The sequence below is a fragment of the Burkholderia multivorans ATCC BAA-247 genome, from assembly GCF_000959525.1.
GTDB lineage: Bacteria > Pseudomonadota > Gammaproteobacteria > Burkholderiales > Burkholderiaceae > Burkholderia > Burkholderia multivorans.
This window is the reverse complement of record NZ_CP009831.1, coordinates 1,673,283-1,694,894: the sequence shown is the minus strand read 5'-3', so window position 1 is coordinate 1,694,894 and position 21,612 is coordinate 1,673,283. Positions and strand designations below refer to the sequence as shown.

23 protein-coding genes are annotated in these 21,612 nt (G+C 64.9%); 16 read left to right on the top strand and 7 right to left on the bottom strand.

Annotated elements, in window-relative coordinates:
* Positions 1–673 precede the first annotated feature (673 nt).
* Complete coding sequence (locus tag NP80_RS09715; RefSeq protein WP_006403162.1) at positions 674–1,285, top strand: cysteine hydrolase family protein; 612 nt, start codon at positions 674–676, stop codon at positions 1,283–1,285.
* A 169-nt stretch (positions 1,286–1,454) separates the two neighbouring features.
* On the opposite strand, the gene NP80_RS09710 is transcribed toward NP80_RS09715, so the two are convergent.
* Positions 1,455–1,796 carry a YXWGXW repeat-containing protein gene (locus NP80_RS09710; protein WP_006403163.1) on the bottom strand — a complete coding sequence of 114 codons (342 nt, stop codon included), beginning with the start codon at positions 1,794–1,796 and terminating at the stop codon, positions 1,455–1,457.
* A gap of 576 nt (positions 1,797–2,372) precedes the next feature.
* Here NP80_RS09710 and NP80_RS09705 point away from each other — a divergent pair.
* Positions 2,373–3,464 carry a porin gene (locus tag NP80_RS09705; protein WP_006396739.1) on the top strand — a complete coding sequence of 364 codons (1,092 nt, stop codon included), beginning with the start codon at positions 2,373–2,375 and terminating at the stop codon, positions 3,462–3,464.
* A gap of 183 nt (positions 3,465–3,647) precedes the next feature.
* Here the strand turns inward: NP80_RS09705 and NP80_RS09700 are convergent, their stop codons facing one another.
* Complete coding sequence (locus NP80_RS09700) at positions 3,648–4,046, bottom strand: GreA/GreB family elongation factor (RefSeq protein ID WP_006403165.1); 399 nt, start codon at positions 4,044–4,046, stop codon at positions 3,648–3,650.
* 514 nt (positions 4,047–4,560) lie between these two features.
* Here NP80_RS09700 and NP80_RS09690 point away from each other — a divergent pair.
* Positions 4,561–4,890 (top strand): DUF4148 domain-containing protein, encoded by a 330-nt coding sequence (locus NP80_RS09690; protein WP_006396741.1) that lies wholly within the window; start codon positions 4,561–4,563, stop codon positions 4,888–4,890.
* A 156-nt stretch (positions 4,891–5,046) separates the two neighbouring features.
* Here NP80_RS09690 and NP80_RS09685 read toward each other — a convergent pair whose 3' ends face one another.
* Complete coding sequence (locus NP80_RS09685) at positions 5,047–5,508, bottom strand: CBS domain-containing protein (protein WP_006411114.1); 462 nt, start codon at positions 5,506–5,508, stop codon at positions 5,047–5,049.
* Positions 5,509–5,686: 178 nt separating this feature from the next.
* Between NP80_RS09685 and ribA the strand changes: the two genes are divergently transcribed.
* On the top strand, positions 5,687–6,337 hold the full coding sequence (gene ribA, locus NP80_RS09680; protein ID WP_012216771.1) for a GTP cyclohydrolase II: 651 nt from the start codon (positions 5,687–5,689) through the stop codon (positions 6,335–6,337).
* A gap of 248 nt (positions 6,338–6,585) precedes the next feature.
* On the opposite strand, the gene pdxR (NP80_RS09675) is transcribed toward ribA, so the two are convergent.
* Positions 6,586–8,016 carry a MocR-like pyridoxine biosynthesis transcription factor PdxR gene (pdxR, locus tag NP80_RS09675; RefSeq protein ID WP_006411113.1) on the bottom strand — a complete coding sequence of 477 codons (1,431 nt, stop codon included), beginning with the start codon at positions 8,014–8,016 and terminating at the stop codon, positions 6,586–6,588.
* A gap of 91 nt (positions 8,017–8,107) precedes the next feature.
* Between pdxR (NP80_RS09675) and NP80_RS09670 the strand changes: the two genes are divergently transcribed.
* Positions 8,108–8,539: a GNAT family N-acetyltransferase gene (locus NP80_RS09670; protein ID WP_006403168.1), complete on the top strand. Its 432-nt coding sequence runs from the start codon at positions 8,108–8,110 to the stop codon at positions 8,537–8,539.
* A gap of 50 nt (positions 8,540–8,589) precedes the next feature.
* Here NP80_RS09670 and NP80_RS09665 read toward each other — a convergent pair whose 3' ends face one another.
* Positions 8,590–9,081, bottom strand: a complete 492-nt coding sequence (locus NP80_RS09665) for a DUF3788 domain-containing protein (RefSeq protein WP_006411110.1) — start codon at positions 9,079–9,081, stop codon at positions 8,590–8,592.
* A gap of 281 nt (positions 9,082–9,362) precedes the next feature.
* Here NP80_RS09665 and NP80_RS09660 point away from each other — a divergent pair, with 281 nt between their 5' ends.
* Positions 9,363–10,073, top strand: coding sequence for an SDR family NAD(P)-dependent oxidoreductase (locus NP80_RS09660; protein ID WP_006411109.1), 711 nt, complete (start codon positions 9,363–9,365; stop codon positions 10,071–10,073).
* A 53-nt stretch (positions 10,074–10,126) separates the two neighbouring features.
* On the opposite strand, the gene NP80_RS09655 is transcribed toward NP80_RS09660, so the two are convergent.
* A complete protein-coding gene (locus NP80_RS09655; RefSeq protein WP_006410480.1) occupies positions 10,127–11,524 on the bottom strand; it encodes a dihydrolipoyl dehydrogenase in 1,398 nt (465 codons plus the stop codon).
* 247 nt (positions 11,525–11,771) lie between these two features.
* Between NP80_RS09655 and NP80_RS09650 the strand changes: the two genes are divergently transcribed.
* The 10 genes from NP80_RS09650 to NP80_RS09600 all read left to right on the top strand — a co-directional run bounded on the left by NP80_RS09650 (position 11,772) and on the right by NP80_RS09600 (position 20,005).
* Positions 11,772–12,188, top strand: coding sequence for a cupin domain-containing protein (locus NP80_RS09650; protein WP_006403173.1), 417 nt, complete (start codon positions 11,772–11,774; stop codon positions 12,186–12,188).
* Between the two features lie 316 nt (positions 12,189–12,504).
* Complete coding sequence (locus tag NP80_RS09645; RefSeq protein WP_035947190.1) at positions 12,505–13,458, top strand: AraC family transcriptional regulator; 954 nt, start codon at positions 12,505–12,507, stop codon at positions 13,456–13,458.
* Positions 13,459–13,834: 376 nt separating this feature from the next.
* A complete protein-coding gene (locus NP80_RS09635) occupies positions 13,835–14,470 on the top strand; it encodes a nitroreductase family protein (protein WP_006403178.1) in 636 nt (211 codons plus the stop codon).
* Positions 14,471–14,613: 143 nt separating this feature from the next.
* Positions 14,614–15,159 carry a carboxymuconolactone decarboxylase family protein gene (locus NP80_RS09630; RefSeq protein ID WP_035947187.1) on the top strand — a complete coding sequence of 182 codons (546 nt, stop codon included), beginning with the start codon at positions 14,614–14,616 and terminating at the stop codon, positions 15,157–15,159.
* 143 nt (positions 15,160–15,302) lie between these two features.
* On the top strand, positions 15,303–15,998 hold the full coding sequence (locus NP80_RS09625) for a glutathione S-transferase N-terminal domain-containing protein (protein ID WP_006410468.1): 696 nt from the start codon (positions 15,303–15,305) through the stop codon (positions 15,996–15,998).
* A gap of 22 nt (positions 15,999–16,020) precedes the next feature.
* On the top strand, positions 16,021–16,647 hold the full coding sequence (locus tag NP80_RS09620; protein WP_006410467.1) for an FMN-dependent NADH-azoreductase: 627 nt from the start codon (positions 16,021–16,023) through the stop codon (positions 16,645–16,647).
* Positions 16,648–16,663: 16 nt separating this feature from the next.
* A complete protein-coding gene (locus tag NP80_RS09615) occupies positions 16,664–17,872 on the top strand; it encodes a GNAT family N-acetyltransferase (RefSeq protein ID WP_035947181.1) in 1,209 nt (402 codons plus the stop codon).
* A gap of 102 nt (positions 17,873–17,974) precedes the next feature.
* Positions 17,975–18,931: an AraC family transcriptional regulator gene (locus NP80_RS09610; protein WP_006403183.1), complete on the top strand. Its 957-nt coding sequence runs from the start codon at positions 17,975–17,977 to the stop codon at positions 18,929–18,931.
* 147 nt (positions 18,932–19,078) lie between these two features.
* Positions 19,079–19,315, top strand: a complete 237-nt coding sequence (locus NP80_RS09605) for a hypothetical protein (RefSeq protein ID WP_035947178.1) — start codon at positions 19,079–19,081, stop codon at positions 19,313–19,315.
* Between the two features lie 183 nt (positions 19,316–19,498).
* Entirely contained in the window at positions 19,499–20,005 is a 507-nt protein-coding gene (locus NP80_RS09600; protein ID WP_035487560.1) for a YkgB family protein, read from the top strand.
* Between the two features lie 96 nt (positions 20,006–20,101).
* Here NP80_RS09600 and pdxR (NP80_RS09595) read toward each other — a convergent pair whose 3' ends face one another.
* Entirely contained in the window at positions 20,102–21,523 is a 1,422-nt protein-coding gene (gene pdxR / locus NP80_RS09595; RefSeq protein WP_172488726.1) for a MocR-like pyridoxine biosynthesis transcription factor PdxR, read from the bottom strand.
* Positions 21,524–21,612 lie beyond the last annotated feature (89 nt).

Here is a 21,612-nt window from a genome sequence, read left to right as displayed (position 1 = left end):
GATGGGCTTCGGGCTCGTGCACTGTCGATGAGGGCCGCGATATTCAGCGATCGTCGGGTGTTTCCGCACGAGCCCGCGCTGCGTGCGCTCTCGCGGCGGTCGTCGGTGCATCGACATGGTTGCCCATACGACGATCGCCGGCGCGCTCCAGATAGCACGCGACGCGCGAGCACGCGGCGCATCTTGTCGAAATTGCGACCGAATTTCATCTCGACGGCCTCATCCGCCTGTGCTGTGTATACACCGCGTTCCCGGATGCCGTCAGCGAGGAGCGGCAAGGCCGGTGCTCGGCATCGCCGGCTCGGTGACGGCTGTCGCGTCGGTTGTGATGGGCGCGCATGAGCCTGCTGCCGGCGCGCGGCGAAACCGGCCCGTTGCTGACCGGCGGCGCCGGCTTGGTACTCGGCCTCCTGATGACCGTTGCGTACGGGGACGCATAAGGCGGTGCGAGAGCGGTCGCGCTGTCGTGCGCCGGCGCCTGCCGCACGGCTTGGCCCAATCCTGTCGGAGCTTGTCCCGCGGGCCACTGTCGCGCCCGGCCGTGCGGACCGACACTGGCGCCTCGCGGTCGACGCGAGCCCGTTTCCGGTGTGAACGGCTCGCCCGCCGCGCGTGGCGGCGCCGGCAGCGCCGGGCCGCCGCTCCGTACGATGTGCCAACCGAGAGAACGACCATGCAACATCCGACCATCCGTAACCTTGCCGGCGCAACGGCGCCGACGTCGATCGACGCTGCCCGCACCGCGCTGCTGGTGATCGATTTCCAGAACGAATATTTCAGCGGACGCCTGCCCATTCCCGAAGGCTCGCGCGCGCTCGCGAACGCGCAGCGCGTGGTCGCGTTCGCCGATCGGGCCGGGATGCCGGTCTTTCACGTGCAGCACGTCGGTCCGGCCGATGGCCCGCTCTTTGCGGACGGTAGCGACAGTTTTCGCTTCCATGCCGACCTGCAGCCGGCGCCGCATCACGCGGTCGTGAAGAAGACGTCGGTCAGCGTGTTTCCGACGACCGACATCGACGCGCGGCTGAAGGCGGCGGGCATCGACACGCTGATCGTCACCGGACTGATGACGCACGCGTGCGTCGCCGGCGCGACGCGCGATGCAGTGCCGCTCGGTTATTCGGCGATCGTCATCGAAGATGCGTGCGCGACGCGCGACCTCGACATGGCCGACGGCGGTACCGTCGCGCACCGCGACCTTCATCGCGCGACGCTCGCCGCGCTGTCCGATACGTTCGCCGACGTGCTGACGACCGAGCAGCTGCTCGCGCTGCGCGTGGGTTAAGGACCGCGGCGGCCGATTCGGCCGCCGCGGCGGCGTCAGGGCGTCAGGGCGTCAGGGCGTCACGGGCGTCACGGGCGTCACGGGCGAGGCGCGTATCCCCAGGCGCGTGTACGACACCGCCATCCGGCCCAAGCGCGATCCCGATTGCGGTCGCGCCGTTTGCTCGCGGCTACCGCCAGTAGCCGTCGACGTAGATCCACGCGTGTCCCTGGCGGCGCCAGTAGCCGGGCACCCAGCGGCGGCCCGGGCGTCGCGCGACCCAGCGGCCCGGCACCCATATATAGCGGCCGTGCTGCCAGCGCCAGTAGCCGTCCGTCCAGATATAGCCGTGCGGGCGCGGCGGTCGAGGCCGACGATCGTGACGCGGCGGCGGCGGCGCGCGATCGGGACGGTTCGAACGGGGCGGCCGATCGGGCGGCGCCGGCCGAGCCCAGGCCGCGCGTAGCGAACCGCCCGAGCCGACGAACGCAGCAGTCAAGCCGATCGCGCGCAACAACGAGCGTCGATTCATGGGATGTCCTGTTCGAATGTCGGATGCCGCATTACATTAGCGTGCCGGCCGCGCGGGCGCGTTACGACGGCTGCCAGCGGTGTTACGGTGTGTCACGCGCGCAACGTCGGAGCGCTCGCCGGGCATGTGCGGCCCGTTCGTGCGATGGGCCTCCTGTTTACCAAGCGGAACCACTGGTTTTAGGTCTTGCCACCCAGAATTTGAGACAGAATCGGGTAAAAAGTACCGATTTGGCGCTGTCGGCTCGGATCCGCCTGTTGTTTCTATGCAACCGTCAAGACGGTGACATGAAAGAATGGTGCGATAGAAGCGACCAAAATGCTTTCGTCAAGAAGTCAAAAAACTAAGGCAAAACAAATACTTATAACTAGACCCCACTTTCATTATTTCTAGTTCTGGAAAAGCTTATTTCTTTATTTGCGGATCGCTCCCCTAGGGTACACCCCTAAACTCACGGTTCCCAAACGGGCAACTATCCGGGCGCAGCCAGCAGGACCGATGGCGTTCCCGGGCGGTTGAGACCGTTTATGAAACAAGGTCGCGAGACCTGCCTCTTTTTAGAAGGGAGCTCCACGAATGAACAAGACTCTGATCGTTGCAGCAGCTGCAGCATCGTTCGCAACCGTCGCTCACGCGCAAAGCAGCGTCACGCTGTACGGCGTGCTGGACGCAGGCATCACGTACCAAAGCAACGTTCAGCCGGCCCCGGGCCAGGCTGGCAAGTCGCTGTGGTCGATGGGCTCGGGCATTGACCAGAGCCGCTTCGGCCTGCGTGGTTCGGAAGACCTCGGTGGTGGCCTGAAGGCGATCTTCACGTTGGAGAGCGGCTTCGACATCGGCAACGGCCGTTTCCGTAACAACGGCGGCATGTTCAACCGTCAGGCTTTCGTCGGTCTGTCGAGCCAGTACGGCACCGTCACGCTGGGCAAGCAGTATGACTCCGTTCAAGACTACCTGGCTCCGCTGACCGCAACGGGCAGCTGGGGTGGTACGTACTTCGCGCACGTCGGCAACTTCGACAACCTGAGCACGAACGGTGGCTACTCGCCGAACAACAGCATCAAGTTCACGAGCGCTAACTACGCTGGCCTGCAATTCGGCGGCACGTACTCGTTCTCGAACAACACGAACTTCGGCAACAACCGTGCTTACAGCGGCGGCGTGTCGTACCAGTTCCAAGGCCTGAAGATCGCAGGTGCGTACTCGCAACTGAACAACCCGGGCCAAACGACCGGCGGCGCAGTTGACACGCTGGCAACGCAAGGCCGCGTCCGTACGTACGGCGCAGCTGCTGGCTACGCATTCGGCCCGGCACAAGTCGGCGCGGCATGGACGCAAGCTCGTCTGGACAACACGGGCGCGACCGGTACGTCGGTTCGCATCGATAACTACGAAGTCAACGGCAAGTACAACCTGACGCCGGCTCTGGGTCTGGGCGTTGCTTACACGTACTCGAACGCGCGTCTGGGTCAGGACAGCGCTCACTGGCACCAAGTTGGCCTGCAGGCTGACTACGCACTGTCGAAGCGTACCGACGTGTACGCACAGGCTGTGTACCAGCGTGCTAGCGGCGCGAACGCGTCGATCTACAACGGCAACATCGACACGCTGCCGAGCTCGTCGATCAACCAAACCGCAGCAACGGTTGGTCTGCGTCACCGCTTCTAAGCGTGACGGCTGGGTAACCAGCTTCGAAAAAGGCGCCTTCGGGCGCCTTTTTTTCGCATGTGCCGGGCAGAACCGGTCTGTGCGGTGGCCTCATCGCGGCGCACGCACAAAAAAAGCGAGGCTCATGCCTCGCTTTTTCATTTTCGGCCCGCGGGCGCTCCGCCGTCGCGCCACCGCGCGGCGTCAGCGCGTGTATTCGCCGTTCGCTTCCGGCTGGAACACGATTTCCGCGACCTTCATCAGCTTTTCCGTGCCGCTCGGCTGCATCACTTTCACCGACTGGCCGCGTTGCGTGCCCAACAGCGCCATCCCGACCGGCGAGAACACGTTCAGACGGCCGAGTTCGAGGTTCGCGGCATCCGGATACACGATGGTCCAGGTGGCCGGCTCCTGGGTCGCTTCGTCGAGCAGCGTGATCTGGGAATTCATCGTGACGACGTTGGCTTTGATCGCGTCCGATCGGACGATTTCGGCGCGTTCGAGCAGCGTGTCGAGCATCGCCTGAAAGCGCGGGTTGTGTTCCGCGTACTTTTCGAGACGCGCGACATCGAGTTCGGTGAGCTGGTAAAGGCGTTGCTTCATGACGGTTCTCCAAATGATCGGCAGGGCAGGCGGGACGCGCCTTCAAGTGATCGCCCGGAGCCTGTCTGACCGGCTCCGGGGAGAGCGGGCGTCAGATCAGGCGCCGGGCGGCGGCGAGCGGCGCTTGGGCCGAGGGTCGAGCGAGGGGACGCGCCAGACGACCGACGCGCGCACGCACGCCGGCCGGACCGGACGGCGAAAGCTTCAGGGGCGTGGGCGCGTACATGGTGAGTGAGCGGACGTATCGGCTGGCGATGAAAACCTTTCGATTCTACAACACAAGCTTGCGGCGACGCGATCGATTCGTCAGCACTTCGTCAGCGATTGTTCTGTCAGTAACGTAAATGTCGCAGTTCGGCTTGGCCAAAGGGCGCAAATCCTTTCCAAAATCGCAACACTGTATATGCTAACTAAGGGTTTTCCCTTGGAGGAACGCCGACTAGACTACAGTCATTCGCTTCAGACAATTCCGCCCGAGGCGAAGGCAAAACAGAACACATTTCGGAGGTCCATCATGAAGTCGATCATCTACGCAGCGATTGCCGCTACCGTTATCGCCACCCCGATCGCGTCGTTTGCGCAATCCGAGCAAGGGCTGACCCGCGAACAGGTCCGCGCCGAACTCGTGCAACTGGAACAAAACGGCTACAAGCCGCAGGCGAGCGATTCGCAATACCCGAACGACATCCTCGCGGCCGAACAGCGCGTTCAGCCGAACCAGCCGATGCTCGCCCATGCCGATACGAGCGGCTACGGTGCCGCCGCGACGGGCGCAGCACAGTCGGGCCGCCCGATCACGCGTGAAGCGCCGAACCCGGTGAACTCGGTTTACTTCGGTCACTAAAACGCACGCCCCGGCTCTGCCCGCGCGCACCGGTCAATCGACGACGCGCCCCGCCCGCATCGTCCGTCCGCAGGAGCAGAACCTCCGTCGCCGCATCCCGGCGGCTTTCCGCCCAGGCGCTCGCGCGTCTGGGCCTTTTTGTTGGAGCGGGGCTGGTCAGGTCGACGTGACGGCCGGCGTGCCGTGGATATAGTGCTCGAGCTGGCTGATCGTGAACTGCTGATCGGCGATCACGCTCTTCACCAGGTCGCCGATCGACACGAGGCCGATCAGCTTGCCGTCGTCGAGAACGGGCAGGTGGCGCATCCGGTGCTCGGTCATCAGCGCCATGCACTCGTCGCTCGTCTGCGACGGTTCGACGTAGCGCACCTTCGTCGTCATGATTTCCTCGACGCGCGTGGCTTTCGACGAGCGATCCTGCAGCACGACCTTGCGCGCGTAATCGCGCTCGGTGACGATGCCCGCGATGTCGTCGCCGTCCATCACGAGCAGCGCGCCGATGCCTTTGTCCGACATCAGCTTGATGGCGTCGTACACGAGATCGGTTTTCGTGACGGTGTAGATGGTGCGACCGGAATCCGGCTTGGCCTTGAGAATTTGCGCCACAGTCGTGCTCATTCGCTTTCTCCGTATGCGGGACGATCCAGGGAAGGCAGGGCGTGATGCGCGTCACCCGATGAAACCCAGTATAGCCGGGCAGGCAGCGGCAGTCGCGTGACGTTTGCAGATTAGCGGTAAACTCCCGTCACGCACCATCCAGAAAATTCCTACATTCCTGTTCGTTTCGATTGAATCCATGATGTCTTCGCGTCCCCAATCGCCCGCGCCGGGCAATGGCCACGCCGACGAGTGCGTGACGCTCGTTGCCACCGCGTCGCTGCCCACGCGCTACGGTACGTTCACGTCTTACGCGTTTCGCGTATCGGGCAGCGATGCCGAACATCTCGCGCTGGTGATGGGCGACGTGACCGGCGAGCAGTCCGTGCTGACGCGGCTGCATTCCGAATGCCTCACCGGCGACGTGTTCGGCTCGTATCGTTGCGATTGCGGCGAACAGCTCGATCTGGCATTGCGCTACGTCGCGGCCGAAGGGCGCGGCGTGCTGCTGTATCTGCGCGGCCACGAGGGGCGCGGCATTGGCCTTAGCAACAAGATCCGCGCATATGCGCTGCAGGAGCAGGGGCGCGACACCGTCGAGGCGAACCTCGACCTCGGGCTGCCGGACGATGCGCGCGAATACGATTCGGCCGCCGCGATTCTTCGTATGCTCGGCGTGACGTCGGTGCGCCTGATGAGCAACAACCCGAAGAAATTCGACACGCTCGTGAAGCACGGCATTCCCGTTTGCGAACGCGTCGCGCTCGCGGTACCGGTGCGCGAGGAAAACGAGCGCTATATCCGGACCAAGCAGGTGAAGTTCGGGCATTACTTCGAGGAAAACGAGTAGTCGAGTCGCCGCGAGGCCGGTCGCATTTTGTAAGCAGGCGATTTAAAGGGACACCGAGCGATTTCGTCGCGCCGCTATCGCGGCGCTGGCGGTCGTCTTCGTATCGCCGGGCTCCGCCGCGCCGGCGCGGCTTTCTCGTGCCGCAGCGCAGAACGCCCGCGCTCGCCTGACAATCGGCGATGCGCGGCTTCCTCAAGCCGTTTGCCAGCCGGCTGTGCGGTCGAACACGCGCGCGGTCCGCACACGCGTCAGCCTTTTCCCTCGACAAGATGCGCCGACAAGCGCTGTACGGCAGCGCGCGCGTCTTCCGCCGTTGCGAAGTTCGCAAACCCCATCAGCAGCCCGCCTTGCGCGGACGCGCGCATCCGCCAGTCGCTCAATGCCTGCACGCCAAGCCCGTCGGCTGCGGCGGCCGCGGCGACGCGCTTGTCGTCGTGCCGGTCGCTCAGATACGCGAGTACGTGTACGCCGCCTGCCTGCGGCCGGACGTGCAGATGTTCGTCAAGCGTCCGGGCGAGCGCATCGACCAGAAACGCGCGCCGCTCGGCATACAGCGCGCGCATCTTGCGCAAGTGGCGAGCGAAGTGCCCTTGCTCCATGAAAGCGGCGACGGTCGCCTGCGGCAGGATCGATCCGGGGCCCGGAAGACGGCCGGCCACGTGCGCGAATCGGCCGACCAGCACCTCCGGAACGACCAGATAGGCGAGCCGCAGTCCGGGCAACAGCACCTTGCTGAACGTGCCGGTGTAAAGCACGCGTCCATCGCGATCGAGATGCTGCAGCGCCGGCACAGGGCGGCCGTGGTAGTGAAACTCGCTGTCGTAATCGTCCTCGACGATCCATGCGCGGCGGCGCGTTGCCCATTCCAGCAGTTCCAGCCTGCGTGTCGGCGACAGCGCGACACCGGTCGGGCTTTGGCGACCCGGCGTGACTACTGCAAAGCGCGCCTGCGGCGCGCGCCGCAGCGCCGCCGCGACGTCGATCCCCTCGTCGTCCACCGGTGCCGGTGCGAGTCGCAGGTCCGCGAGTTCCAGGTAGTGCCGGCCAAGCGCGTATCCCGGATCCTCGTACCACCCGAGATCGCCGGCATGCAGTAAGGTGCGGCGCACGAGTTCCAGTGCGCCGCGATAGCCGGCGGTCACGAATACCTGCTCGTACGTGCACGCGACGCCGCGCGAGATCTGCAGATAGGCCGCGATGGCGCGCCGCAGCGGCAGGTAGCCGGCCGGATCGGGCGACATCATCGCGGCTGCGTCGAGCGTGCGCAGGCTGCGTCCCGCGATACGCGCCCAGGTCTTCCTCGGGAACGCGTCGAGTGCGGGCACGCCGAGCTGGAACGGCCGCACATTGCTCGTGACGGTCGGCGCGTGCAGCGATTCGCGAACGACGCGCACCTTCGCGTGGCGGGCGACCGTCTGGGCCGGATCCGCGAGAGCCGGCGCGACTCGCGTACCGGCGGCACCGAGCGTCACGAAATATCCTTCGTTCGACAGCATCTGGTAGGCCGCCTCGACCGTACCGCGCGCAAGGTTCAGTTCGCTCGCGAGGCTGCGCACGGACGGCACTCGGTCGCCCGGGCGCAGCTTGCCGGCCGTTATCGCGTCGCGGTAGCGGCGATAGAGCTGCAGGTAGATGGGCGCATCGTCTTCCCGAGGCGATTCGACATATGGCCAGTCCATCGATCATGTCCCATTCAATCGGTCCGTTCTTGTCCCTGTCGGGCAGATCATCGGTTTTGTAAATTTGATCGCAGGACGACGAGGAACACCGATGACGCCTTTCCGACTGAATCATCTCGACAGCGAGCAGGACTACGAGGCCGCTTTCAGTGTGATGCGCGAACTGCGCCCTCACCTGACGGATGCCGCCGCGTTTGCCGCGCAGGTGCGTCGCCAGGCCGCGCACGGGTATCGGCTGCTGGCCGTGTGGCAAGACGGACAGGTAGCGGCACTCGCCGGTTATCGCGTGCAGGAGAACCTGCTGTACGGACGGTTTCTCTACGTCGACGATCTGGTGACGACCGCCGGTGCCCGTCAGCACGGGCTTGGCGCGATGCTGATCGACGCGTTGCGCGACGAAGCCCGAAGGCAACAGTGCGCGAACTTCGTGCTCGATACCGGGCTCGGGAATGCGCGCGCGCAACGCTTCTATTTCCGTCAGGGTCTGTTGTCGTTCGGCATGCATTTCCGCCAGCAGCTATAGAGGCATACGAAGCATGCGATCGTGCCGAATGCACGCATCGGTGCCGACGATCAAATGCGTGAGGCACGTAACGGCACGGCGCGCTTCAACGGTTGATCGACGGGGGCGCGTTTCATCCCGATCAGGTCCGTCAACTCGCGTCTACCGTCCGCGGACGCGATTTCGATGGTCAACCATTTGCCGTCCGGATACGCGCGCGCTTCGTCGTAGAGTTGGACCAGTTGCGGGCTCCACGAATAGCGTCGCTCGTCGAACTTCTCGCGCTCGGCTTTTCCCAGGACCACGAGCACCGACAAGTGCCGGTATGACGGAACCAGCGTACACAGCGCTCTCGTTTTCTTGTAGCGCAGCGACCAGCCGCGTTTCCTGCCGCCGTAAATCCAGTCCGGTTCGAAAACACCGGGGTACGACGCGTCGATCCAGCTTTGCAGTTCGCGCCAATGCTTGAAAGCCTTCGGCCCGAGCCACGCGCGCACGGTGTCTTCATCGGGCGGTATGGATGGGTCGGTGATCCGGTCACCGATCTGGTGGACTTGTTTCATGGCTCGACAGCGCCTCCTCGCAGGACATTCGCGTCAGCGGTTAACGAGTCTCCACTGTAGTGCGGTCGAATAACGGATTCGAGACTGAACCGGCTCAATGACATGCTCGAAAGGATCAACGCAGCGCGGCCGAGCGGAATGGCAGCGCCCGAAGCGTGCGTTTGGTACGCACGAAAAGCGGCAATCTTGGTTCTTCCGCGCGCACAGTCGATGACGAAGAATGACAAGACGGCACGGCGGAGTGCAACCGTGGTTCCTTGACCGATTCTCGCGGGTAAAGCATGAGCACATCGAAGAAGGTTGTCGTCGTTACCGGCGCGTCGCAGGGCATCGGCGCGAAAGTCGTCGACGCGTTTCGACAGCTCGACTACCGGATCGTCGCGACGTCGCGCTCGATCAAGCCGTCGAACGACGACAACGTTTTATGCATCGCCGGCGACATCGGCGATCGGGCGACGGCACGACGCGTAATCGACGAAGGCGTCGCGCGGTTTGGTCGAATCGATACGCTGGTCAACAACGCGGGCATCTACATCGGCAAGCCGTTCACCGAACACACGGTCGAAGACTACGAAGCCGTGATGAAGGTCAACATGGCGGGTTTTTATCACGTCACGCAGCTCGCGATCGCCGAGATGGAGAAGCAGGGAAGCGGCCACGTGGTCAGCGTCACGGCCAGCATCGACCAGGTCGCGATCGGCGGCGTGTACTCGGTTCTGGCTGCGCTGACGAAGGGCGGCATCAACGCTGCGACGAAATCGCTCGCGATCGAATATGCAAAGAAGGGCATCCGCGTCAACGCTGTGGCACCGGGCAACATCGATACACCGATGCACGCACCGGAAATTCACGAAGCGCTAAGCGCGTTCAATCCTGTCGGCCGCCTCGGTAAAGCGGGCGATATTGCCGACGCAATCCTGTTTCTCGATGCAGCACCGTTCATCACCGGCGAGATCCTGCATGTCGACGGCGGTCAGAGCGCGGGCCACTGAGATGCACCACGTGCCGAACGCCCGCGAGAGGGTCGCGCGATCCGCGCAATGCGCTACTGCTGCCGCGTGCCAAGTTTGGCCGCGGCATCCCTGAGCGCGGTACGCAATCCCTCTTCAACGACCGGGTGATAGAACGGCATCGCCAGCATCGCATCGACGGTGAGTTCCATCTGCAAGCTCCACGCAAGCAAGTGCCCGATATGTTCGGCGGACGGGCCCAGCATCTCTGCGCCGACGAATCGCCGTGTCGCGCGGTCGACGTAGACATGCGCGCGCCCGCGATTTTTCAACATCACGCGACTGCGTCCCTGGTCTTCGAAGCTCACCTCGCCCGTCACGAACGTGTCCGCACGCAGCTCGCGATGGCGTGCGCCGACGAGCGCGATCTGCGGATCGGAAAACACGATCGCCAGCGGCGCACGCCGCTCGATTTTTGCAACGTCCGGATAGCGTGCGGCGTTGCGGCCGGCCGCGCGCCCTTCGTCGGCTGCTTCGTGCAGCAGCGGCAGGACGCCGTTCGCGTCGCCGGCGATGAACACCGGGTGACCGTAGACCTGCAGCGTCTGCGGATCGAATTGCGGCACGCCATGCTCGCCCGGTTCGATCGACGTGTTCGCGAGCCCCAGATTGCGGACGTCGGGATGCCGGCCGGTGGCGGCGAGCACGTACTCGTATGTCGCGTCGATCGTCGATCCGTCGGCGCGGCGGTAGCGTAGCGTGACGCCGTCGTCGACGCGCGTCGCACTCAGCATCGTGCCGCTCGGCTCGAAATGAAATGCGTCGCCGAAGATCGCGCGTGCGGCCTCCACGAGCTTCGGGTCGGTCAGTTGACCGACGCTGCCGCGCGCGCCGTACACGCTCACGCGTACGCCGAGCCGCGCGAGCGCCTGCCCGAGTTCGAGGCCGATCACGCCGGGCCCCATTACGGCGACGCTGCGCGGCAGCGTCGTCCACGCAAACACGTCGTCGTTGACGACGACGCGATCGCGAACGCCGCTCAGGACATCCGGAATGGTCGGCGTCGAGCCCGTCGCAATCACGACGCTCGCCGCACGCACCCGCGTGTGATCGTCGACCTGCAGCAGACCGTCATCGACGAAGCGTGCGTACCCGACCAGTCGATCTTCAACGGGCAATGCTTCGACGCCGTCGACGACGAATCCGACGAAACGATCGCGTTCTCGCCGCACGCGCGCCATCACCGCTTCTCCGTCGACGCGCACGTTGCCGACCGCGATGCCGAACGGTGCGGCGTGGTTCGCCGCATGCGCGGCCTCGGCGGCCGCGATCAGCAGCTTCGACGGCATGCAGCCCACGCGCGCACAGGTCGTGCCGTATGGGCCGCCTTCGATAATGACGGCGGACGCACCTTCGGCCCGCGCCGCGCGATAAGCGGCGAGGCCCGCCGTGCCAGCGCCGATGACGGCGACATTCGTGGTGATCGTGCGCATTGCCTGACTCCTGATCGAGCGGCCGCATGCGACGATCGCATCGCGTTTGCTGTCGCGATCCGTCGCTGACGGCCTGCGTGCAGTGTAGGCAACGCGCATCGGTTCGTGAATGCATGAAAGGCGCAACCTGCTGCTCGATCGTCTCATTCGATGCGCGCCTTGGTACACACAAAATCCGGAATTCTTGGTTCTTCAGTTCGTACCATGGTTGGTACAGAATGCGAACGCCAACACGGGGGAGCCGACGATGAACGTCCGTCCGATTCTGATTGCGGCATTCGCGACATCCGTCATCGTCGCGAGCGCCTTCGCTGCCGCCCATCGCGCCGGCGAAATCGTGAAGCCGAATTTCGAACAAGCGATCCCGAACCTGCCGGGCAAGTCGCTCGTCGCGGTAGAGGTCGAGTATCCGCCGGGCGCCGCTTCCGCGCCACACGTGCACGCGAAGTCCGCTTTCATCTACGCGTATGTGGTGTCGGGCGCAATCGAGTCGAAGGTGAACGACGGCGACGTGCGCGTGTACCGCGCCGGCGAGAGCTGGTCCGAACCGCCCGGTGCGACTCATTCGATCAGCCGGAACGCGAGCAGGACCGAGCCGGCGAAGCTGCTCGCCGTGTTCGTCGTCGACAGCGACGACAAGAAGCTCACCACACCGATCAGATAAGCGCGATCCGAGCAGCCGAATAGCAGCCGCATACGAACGGCAGCAGTCCGGTTGCGTTGTGAACGTCGACGCGAAGTGCGTCATTGACGACGAGGGCGCGTTGTCGGCGCGGCCGGTCGCGTGTTCGATCGGGCAGCGTCCGCATGCACGCAACGCGTACCGCGCAGGCACGGCGCCGTGCCGGAAATGCGCGGCGCGAAGCGTATGGACGTGGAGACCGCGCCCGCGCGCACTACGCGGCGACATGCACGGCGCCGCGACGATGGTCCGCTTCGATGCCCACGCAGTGCACGGCCAACTCGAATTCCAAAAACCTATGTCCCAAGTCGACTCGCTGAGCCAGCTTCTGCAAATGATTACCGTCACCGGCCAGCTCGAGGTGCGCTGCGGTTACGGTTCGCCGTGGCAGTTGACGTGGGCCCGGGCCGCCGCACACGAGATTCCGTACCACGTCGTGCTCAACGGACGCGCGGTGCTCGAGGATGCCGGCACGGGAGCGATCACGGAACTGGTCGGCGGCGACATCGTACTGCTGCCGCACGGCGCCGCGCACGTGCTGCACGACGGCAGCCGACAGGTGCGATGCGTCACCTGCAACCGTCATGGCTCGGGCGGACGGCCGCGTAGCAGCGATGATGCTTCCGGCGAGCGTCTGGACCTGCTGTGCGGACGGTTCTTCATCCGACCGCCGCATGACCGGCTGATTCGCGACTATCTGCCGACAACGCTGACGGTGCGTTACGTGAGCGGCGGCGAGAACGACAGCGGCTCCGCATCGAACCAGTTGGCGAGTCTCGTCGAGCTGATGCGGATGGTGTCGATCGGCGACAGACCGGGCGGATACGCGACGCTGAACGCGCTGACCTCCGCGCTGTTCACGCTGGTGCTGCGCGCGGCAAGCGAAGCCGGGCAAGCGCCGGCGGGGCTGCTCGCGCTGGCCGGCCATCCGCGGCTGGCGCCCGCGATTGCCGCGATGTTCGCCGACCCCGCGCGACCGTGGAGCCTGCCCGAGCTGGCCGATCTATGCAACATGTCGCGCGCGACGTTCATGCGCCACTTCCACGACAAGCTCGGCCGTTCCGCGACGGATCTGCTCACCGACATCCGGATGACGCTTGCCGCCAACGAACTGAAGAAGCCGGCGATGAGCACCGAGGCGGTAGCCGAATCGATCGGCTACCGATCGGTCGCGGCATTCCGGCGCGTGTTCACCGACAAGATGGGGATGACGCCGGGACAGTGGCGGCGTCGGACCGACGAAGTCGAATGACGCGTCTGCACGCCGGTCTACAGTCCGAACGAACCGCGTAGCGGGCTCGATACCGAGCGGCGCTCGAATGTCGGATGCGAACGATCGTTACCGCGTTCGTCGTCGTCCGCAGCGTGCCGAATGCCGGTGCTGTCCGCACGAAGTGGCGTGCGCGGCACGGCTCCGCAGGCAGCGAACGGATGTCTTTCGCGTTTGATCCTTTCGAGCATTTTATTGAGCACGCGCAGTCTCGAAATCGGTATCCGCGAACTCTAAAGTGGAGACTCCTCGCTCGCTGCCGAACGAGGCGCGCAACGACCCGCATCGCGACCCGCGCGATCGAGCAGCGCCGCAGCATACGAGTAGTCGAACCGATTTCCTCACCCAAGGAGTGACCATGAGCAACGGAACTGCCACGACCAACGCCGTGATCGAGTGCATCCTGAGCCGAAGCGCGGCGAAATACTACGACCCGGACGCGACGCTGACCGACGACCAGATCCGGGAGCTCGTGCGAATCGGCACCAGCGCGCCGACGTCCTTTCACCTGCAGAACTGGCGCTTCATCGCCGTGCGCACGCGCGAAGCGAAGGCGCGCCTGAGCCCGATCGCATGGAATCAGCCGGCGGTCACCGAGGCCGCCGTGACCTTCATCGTCTGCGGCCAGCTCGTCGAGACCAGCGTGATTCCCGAGCGTCTCGCGCCGCTAGTCGAAGCGGGCGTGATGCCGGCATCGATGGTGGCGGAGTGGGAAATCCCCGCGCGCAACCTGTACATGGAGTATCCGCAACGCCGCCGCGACGAAGCCGTGCGCACCGCGACGTTCGGCGCAGCCGCGATGATCTACGCGGCGCGCTCGCTCGGGCTCGGTTCGACGCCGATGATCGGCTTCGATGCCGATGCGGTGCACCGCGAGTTCGGACTCGCCGACGACGAAGTGCCGGTGATGCTGCTGGCGATCGGTGCCGAGCGTCCGGGGAACTGGGCGCAGAAGCCGCGCCGTCCGGTGACCGAAGTGCTGGACCTCGTCTAGACGGCCGCGACCGCGTCAATCGCAGCGGGGCTACCCGCTCGAGAACCCATTTCGCCCCGACACCCGGGGACGAAGCAACCCGACGGACGGCGCCTGCACGGGCTTTCGTCGATCAGTGATACGAGTCACTCACGGAGATGATGATGGCAAGGACTGCAGTGCTCACGCCGGAACAGGTGCCGGCAGAATCGAAGCCGACGCTCGCCGCGTTTACGAAGAACATCGGCTTTACGCCGAACATGATGGCGAGCTTCGCGCAAAGCCCGATCGCGTTCAATGCATGGGCCACGCTGCTCGGTGCGCTGAGCAAGGCGCTGGACGTCAAGACGCGCGATAGCATCGGCCTGGCCGTGTCGGAAGTGAACGGCTGCAACTACTGCCTGACGGTTCACAGCATGACCGCCGAGCACATGGCCAAGCTGCCTGCCGATGAAATCATTCTGGCGCGCAAGGGGCACGCGACCGATCCGAAGCGTGACGCCGCCGTGCAGTTCGCGCGCAAGGTGATCGAAACGCGCGGCAAAGTCGACGACGCCGATCTGAAGGCCGTTCGCGACGCCGGCTATACGGATGCGAACGTGATGGAGATCGTCGCGCTCGTGGCGATGTACTCGCTGACAAATTTTTTCAACAACGTGTTCGATCCCGAGCAGGATTTTCCGGCCGTTCCGCCGGCGGGCGCGATTTGACCGCCGTCATGGCGCGCGGCTTCGCGCGCTGGCGGAACGTCGACGCAATGCAGGTATAGCGCCGACGCGCCCGGATGCGACCACGAAGGCATGCAGGTAGTATCCGGGCCGCGCGTTCGACCTGCAAATGCAGGAGCAAGAAAGTGACACTCGATCATCCCGTTTTCACGCGCTGGCCGGCGCGCCATCCCGATCGGCTCCAGCTCTTTTCGCTGCCGACGCCCAACGGCGTGAAGGTGGGCATCATGCTGGAAGAGACGGGCCTCGCGTACGAGGCGCATCGCATCGACATTCTCGCGAACGCGCATCACGAGCCGGCCTTCGTCGCGCTCAACCCCAACTGCAAAATTCCGGCGATCTACGATCCGAACGGACCGGGCGGCCGACCGCTTGCGCTATTCGAATCCGGCGCGATCCTCATTTATCTCGCCGACAAGACCGGGCAATTCCTGTCGGCCGATCCGCACACGCGATACGAGACGCTGCAGTGGCTGATGTGGCAGATGGGCGGTGTCGGGCCGATGTTCGGTCAGGTCGGCTTCTTCAACCGGTTCGCCGGTAAAGCGTATGAAGACAAGCGTCCGTTGAACCGCTACGTCACGGAGTCCGCGCGGCTGCTCGGCGTGCTCGACGAACGTCTTGCGGGCCGCGACTGGGTGATGGGTGCCGATTACAGCATCGCGGACATGTCGCTGCTCGGCTGGGTGCGCAATCTGATCGGCTTTTACGAAGCGCGCGAGCTGGTCGGCTTCGACCGCTTTGTTCACGTGAACGCGTGGCTCGAACGCGGTCTCGCGCGACCGGCGGTGCAGCGCGGGCTGCAGGTGGCGGCGAGCTGACGGAACGAATGGAATCGATCGCATGAACATTCTTCATATTGATTTCAGCCCGCGAGCGGAATCGTACAGCCGCCAGCTGTCGGCGGCGATCGTCGCGAAGCTGCTCGAGATTTCGCCGGGTGCGAGCATCAGCCGGCGCGACTTCGGTGCCGTTCCGTTGCCGCACGCGACGTCGGGCTATGCGACTGCGCTCTCGACGCCCGCGACGTTGGCCAATCCGCCGCAGGCGGCGCTGGCGCTCTCCGAAACGCTGATTCGGGATGTCGAGGCGGCCGACGTGATCGCGATCGGTACGCCGATGAACAACTTCACGATTCCGTCAGGCTTCAAGACGTGGATCGACCATGTGCTGCGCGTCGGGCGGACGATGAAGTCGACGCCGACCGGCAAGATCGGCTTGCTCCGCGACCGTCCGGTGTTCGTGGGCGTCGCTGCCGGCGGCGTCTTTAGCGGCGAACGCGCGAATCAGCCGGATTTCCTGACGCCGTATCTATCGGCCGCATTCGGCTGTATCGGGTTGAACTCGCTGCAGTTTCTTCCGGTGCAGGGCACTGCGTTTCTGTCGCCGGACCAAGCGGCATCTGCAGTCGAGCAGGCCCTCGCGGCAATCGACGTTTCGGCGATTCGGGCGGCCGTGTCGGGCCATTGAACAGGGAGTGGCAATCATGAAGATAGTCGTGATCGGCGGCACCGGCCTGATAGGTGCGAAGACGGTTGCCGTTCTGCAGGCCGGCGGACACGAGGTGGTAGCAGCGTCGCGCAAACGGGGTGTCGACGTATTCACGGGCGCCGGCCTCGACGCAGCCGTCGCCGGCGCACACGTCGTGATCGATCTGTCGGACAGGCGTTCGTCCGACGCAGCGGCCGTGCAGGCATTCTTCGAGACGGCCGGTCGCAACCTGCTTGCGGCGGAAGCGGCGGCGGGCGTGCGGCATCATGTCGTGCTGTCGATCGTCGGCACGGACCGCGTGCCGGATCAGCCCTATTACCGCGCGAAGATGACCCAGGAAAATCAGGTCGAGGCATCGGGCATCCCGTATACGATCGTTCGGTCGACGCAGTTCTTCGAGTTCCTGCGCGATATCGCAGACGCGCATACGGACGGCGACGTCGTCAGACTGCCGTCGGCGCTGCTTCAACCGATCGCGGCCGACGACGTCGCGGCCATCGTCGCGCAAGTGGCGCTCGCGACGCCACGGAACGCGATCGTCGAAATCGCGGGCCCCGAGCGGGCGCCGTTCGACGACATCGTCGCGCGCTGCCTGAGGTCGGTCGGCGACCGGCGAAGCGTCGCCAAGGATGCGGATGCGAGATATTTCGGCGGACGGCTCCAGCACGATTCGCTGGTGCCGTCGCGCGCAGCGCGTGTCGGCCGTATCGGTCTGGATGCGTGGCTGCGCGGTGCGCACGATCGGGCGCGCTCGCTGCCGCGCGTCGACATCAGACCGGTCGAGCGCGGCGATTTCGACGTCTGGTATTCGTTGTGGAAGGGCTATCAGCGCTTTTACGAGGTCGATATTCCGGACTCCGTGACGCAGGCGACGTGGGCGCGCTTTATGGATCCGTCCGAGCTGATGCATGCCGCGCTCGCGGTCGCCGGCGAACAGGTGTTCGGGCTCGTGCATTGGCTGTATCACCGATCGACGTGGACGACCGACGACTACTGCTATCTGCAGGACCTGTTCGTCGCGGACGACGCGCGCGGTCGCGGAGCCGGCCGCGCGCTGATCGAGCACGTCTATGCCGACGCGGCGCGTCGCAGCGTACCGCGCGTGTACTGGCTGACGCACAAGACGAACTATCGGGCGATGCAGCTTTACGATCGCGTCGCCGAGCGATCGGATTTCGTCCAGTACAGGAAGCGATTCGTCTGACCCGTTCGCGCGCCGTCGAAGGCGCTATCGCACGCGCGTACGGTCGCGCGAAACCGCCATAAAATGCCCGAACCGCCTGAACGCTTCCGGTTTTGAAATCCCATGTCCGACATCGACTGGCTGAGCCATCTTCTGCAAATGATCACCGTCACCGGCCGGGTGGAGGTCCGCTGCGTGTACGGTGCGCCGTGGCAGGTCGCGTGGGATCGATCGGCCGCGCACGAGATTCCGTACCACGTCGTACTCGAGGGGCGTGCCGTGCTCGAGGATACCGAGTCGGGGACGGTCAGGGAGCTGGCGAGCGGCGACATCGTGCTGCTGCCGCACGGTGCCGCGCACGTGCTGCACGACGGCAGCGGCCATACGCCGGGCCGCGCGCATAATCGCCAGGGTTTCGCCGGATGGATGCTCAGCGAGAACGACGGTCGCGGCGAACGCCTGGACATGCTGTGCGGACGCTTCTTCATCCGGCCGCCGCATGACCGGCTGATCCGCGACTACCTGCCGACGACACTGACCGTGCGCTCCGCGGATGGCGGCAGCGACGACGGCAACGGCTCTGCGTCGAACCAGCTCGCCAGTCTCGTCGCGCTGATGCGCATGGAGTCGGCCGGCGAGAAGCCGGGCGGATACGCGATCCTCAATGCCCTGACTTCCGCGCTCTTTACGCTCGTGCTGCGCGCGGCCAGCGAATCGGGGCAGGCGCCGGCGGGGCTGCTCGCGCTGGCCGGTCATCCGCGGCTGGCGCCGGCCATTTCGGCAATGTTCGCCGACCCCGCGCGACCGTGGAGCCTGCCCGAGCTGGCCGATCTGTGCAACATGTCGCGCGCGACCTTCATGCGGCACTTCCAGGACAAACTGGGCCGCTCGGCCACGGACCTGCTCACGGACATCCGGATGACACTGGCCGCAAACGAGCTGAAGAAGCCGACGATGAGCACCGAGGCCGTGGCCGAGGCGATCGGCTATCGATCGGTCGCGGCATTCCGGCGTGTGTTCACCGACAAGATGGGGATGACGCCCGGACAATGGCGGCGTCTCGCGAACGAAGGCGAATAGCGCGCCTTGCACGCGGCAGGTGGCGTCGAATGGACCGTGCCGGCGTTTGATCCTTTCAGGCATGTTGTTGAGCCCCCGCAGTCTCGAAATCCGTAGTGGCGGCCTCTAAAGTGGAGACTCCTAGCCCACTGACGAACGAGGCACGCCATGAACCGCATCGCCAGTCCAGCCCTCGGGTCGCTTGCCGCAACGCGCGACGTGCGCGCCGGCAAACCGTTTGCCGCCTTGCGCGCGGTCGAGGCCGCGAACGGGGTCCATGTGCTCCACTTCGCCGGTACGACGGCTGCGGCGAGCCTCGCCGACATTTCGCCGGCCGTTGCGATTGCAGTGGTCGCTAAGGTCCTCAAACGCCTCGACCGAACGTCGCCCACCTTCTTTCCATAGCGTCGGTCCGCCCCGAGGACGAAACGGCGCAACACAGTCGTTTCCCGTTCGCTCCTTAACTCGACAACGCAACGCCGCGCTGGTCCGGATGTCGGCCGTGCCGCAAACGTGCGATCGCTCGAGCGGCCGCGCGTGAGTTTTCTCGTCAACGAAGTCAGTTCTCACTTGAATCGGATATCGAATATGAGCACGCGTGCAAATCAGTTTCGTCTGCAGATCGCTGAGAAGGGTGTTGGGTCGCTGTCGCTTCTTGCGCTGCTCCGATGGGCGCTCGTCGTCATCTTTCTGTGGTTCGGCGGCATGAAGTTCACCGGCTATGAAGCCAACGGCATCGCACCGTTCGTCGTCAATAGCCCGATCATGAGTTGGCTGAACGCGTCGTTCGGCGTTCAAGGCGCAAGCAACGTGATCGGCGTGCTCGAACTCTCGACGGCTGCGGCGCTGATCGCCGGTGCGTTCCAGCCCGTGCTGTCCGCGCTGGGTGCGGCGATGTCGGCCGCGACTTATCTGATCACGCTGACGTTCTTCCTGAGCACACCGGGTGTCGCGGAAGCGACGGCCGGCGGCTTTCCGGCCATCTCGGCGCTGCCTGGCCAGTTCCTGCTCAAGGACCTGGTGCTGCTCGCCGCGTCGCTTTGTCTGCTCGTCGCGTCTGTACGAAGCGCGGAGCCCGGGATCGACCGGCAGTGACCGGTTACGGCCGGCACGCATCGCGTGCGGGAACCGATGGGGTCGGGCGCGGCGGGGCGGCGTCGACGGCCTGCCGCGATCGCTGGCGGCCTGTCGCTACCGCGTCTTTCCGCAGTGGCGTTCGATGATGTCGAACAGCCGGCGGCACGAGGTCGCCACGTGCTGCTCGGGTGCGGTGGCGACGCTGAGCAGAAGGCCGGGCCTCGTCCAGGAAGGCGTCGCGAACCACGCGGACAGCGGCGACGGCGCGATGCCGACCGTCATCGCCTCCCTGACGATTTTCGTGTCGGGCGCGCCATCGGGAAGCCTGAGCAGGACGGATAGGCCGGCCGTTATCCATTCCGCATTGCGCATTCTCAACTGATCGCAGAGTGCGTCGCGCTGTGCGGAATAGAGGCGCTTGAGCCGACGCACGCGACGGATGTAGTGGCCGCGCCGCATGAATTCGGCCGTGGCGAGCTGGATGACCGGCGACGGTGCAGGGGCGAGCGTTGCGGTGACTTCGGAGAACGCATTGACGAGTTCGACAGGCGCGACGACGAAGCCGAGCCGCAGCGCCGGGCTGATGGTCTTGCTGAAGGAGCCGACATGAATCACGCGCTTGCCTTCGTCGAGGGACGCCATTGCCGGTGCCGGCCGGCCTTGCAGCTGAAGCTCGCCGAGATAGTCGTCTTCGATGATCCATGCATGATTCGTGCGTGCCCATTCGAGCATCTGAAGACGCCGTCGCAACGAGAGGGTCGACCCGAGCGGCGCCTGCTGCCCGGGTGTCACGACGGCCAGCGCGGCGTCGGGTGCTTGCGCGAGCGCGTAATCGACGTTGATGCCGTCTGCATCGACCGGCACCGGCACGATCTTCAGACGCGCGAGCTCGAGTCCTTTGCGCGTGACCATGAATCCCGGCTCTTCCATCCAGACTTTTCTGCCGTCGATGCCCAGCACGCGCAGTGCCAGTCCCAGGCCGGCCACGTAGCCGGACGTAACGAACACCTGCTCGGGGTGGCAGTGAAAGTTGCGCGTGATCGCCAGATTCGCGGCGATCTCTGTGCGCAGTTCGAGTTCGCCGCGCGGATCGGGATAGAGCAACGACGACAAGGATCCGGCCTTCAGCAGGTTCGACGAGCGCGAACGGGAGAACAGCTTCTCCGGCAGCCCTTCGAATGCCGGAATGCCGAGCTGAAAGATCGCAGGCCCCGCGTTCATCTCGTCGTAGGCCTTCATGAACTCGCCGGCTGGCGGCACCTGCGGCCGCGACAGCACGACGCGCGATCGTGGCGCAACGCGCGTCCCTCTGGCGCCGAAGGTTTCGATCATTTGCGCGTCGGACAGGCGCTCGTACGCCGATTGCACGGTGCCGCGCGCGACGCCGAGCTGCGCTGCGAGGTCTTGCCATGAAGGAAGGCGTGTGCCGGGGGCGAGCAAGCCCGACTCTATCGCTCTGCTGATACTGATGTGGATTTGTTCTGCCAGGGACAGCTTCGCCGTCCGGTCGAGCTGAATTTGAAAATCTCGATTCATCCGCTTGGTACACACAAAAATGGGAAATCTTGGTTCTACTATTCTTGTCGTCGAATGCACAGAATCTTCGCACGATCGAGGCGGCCGAT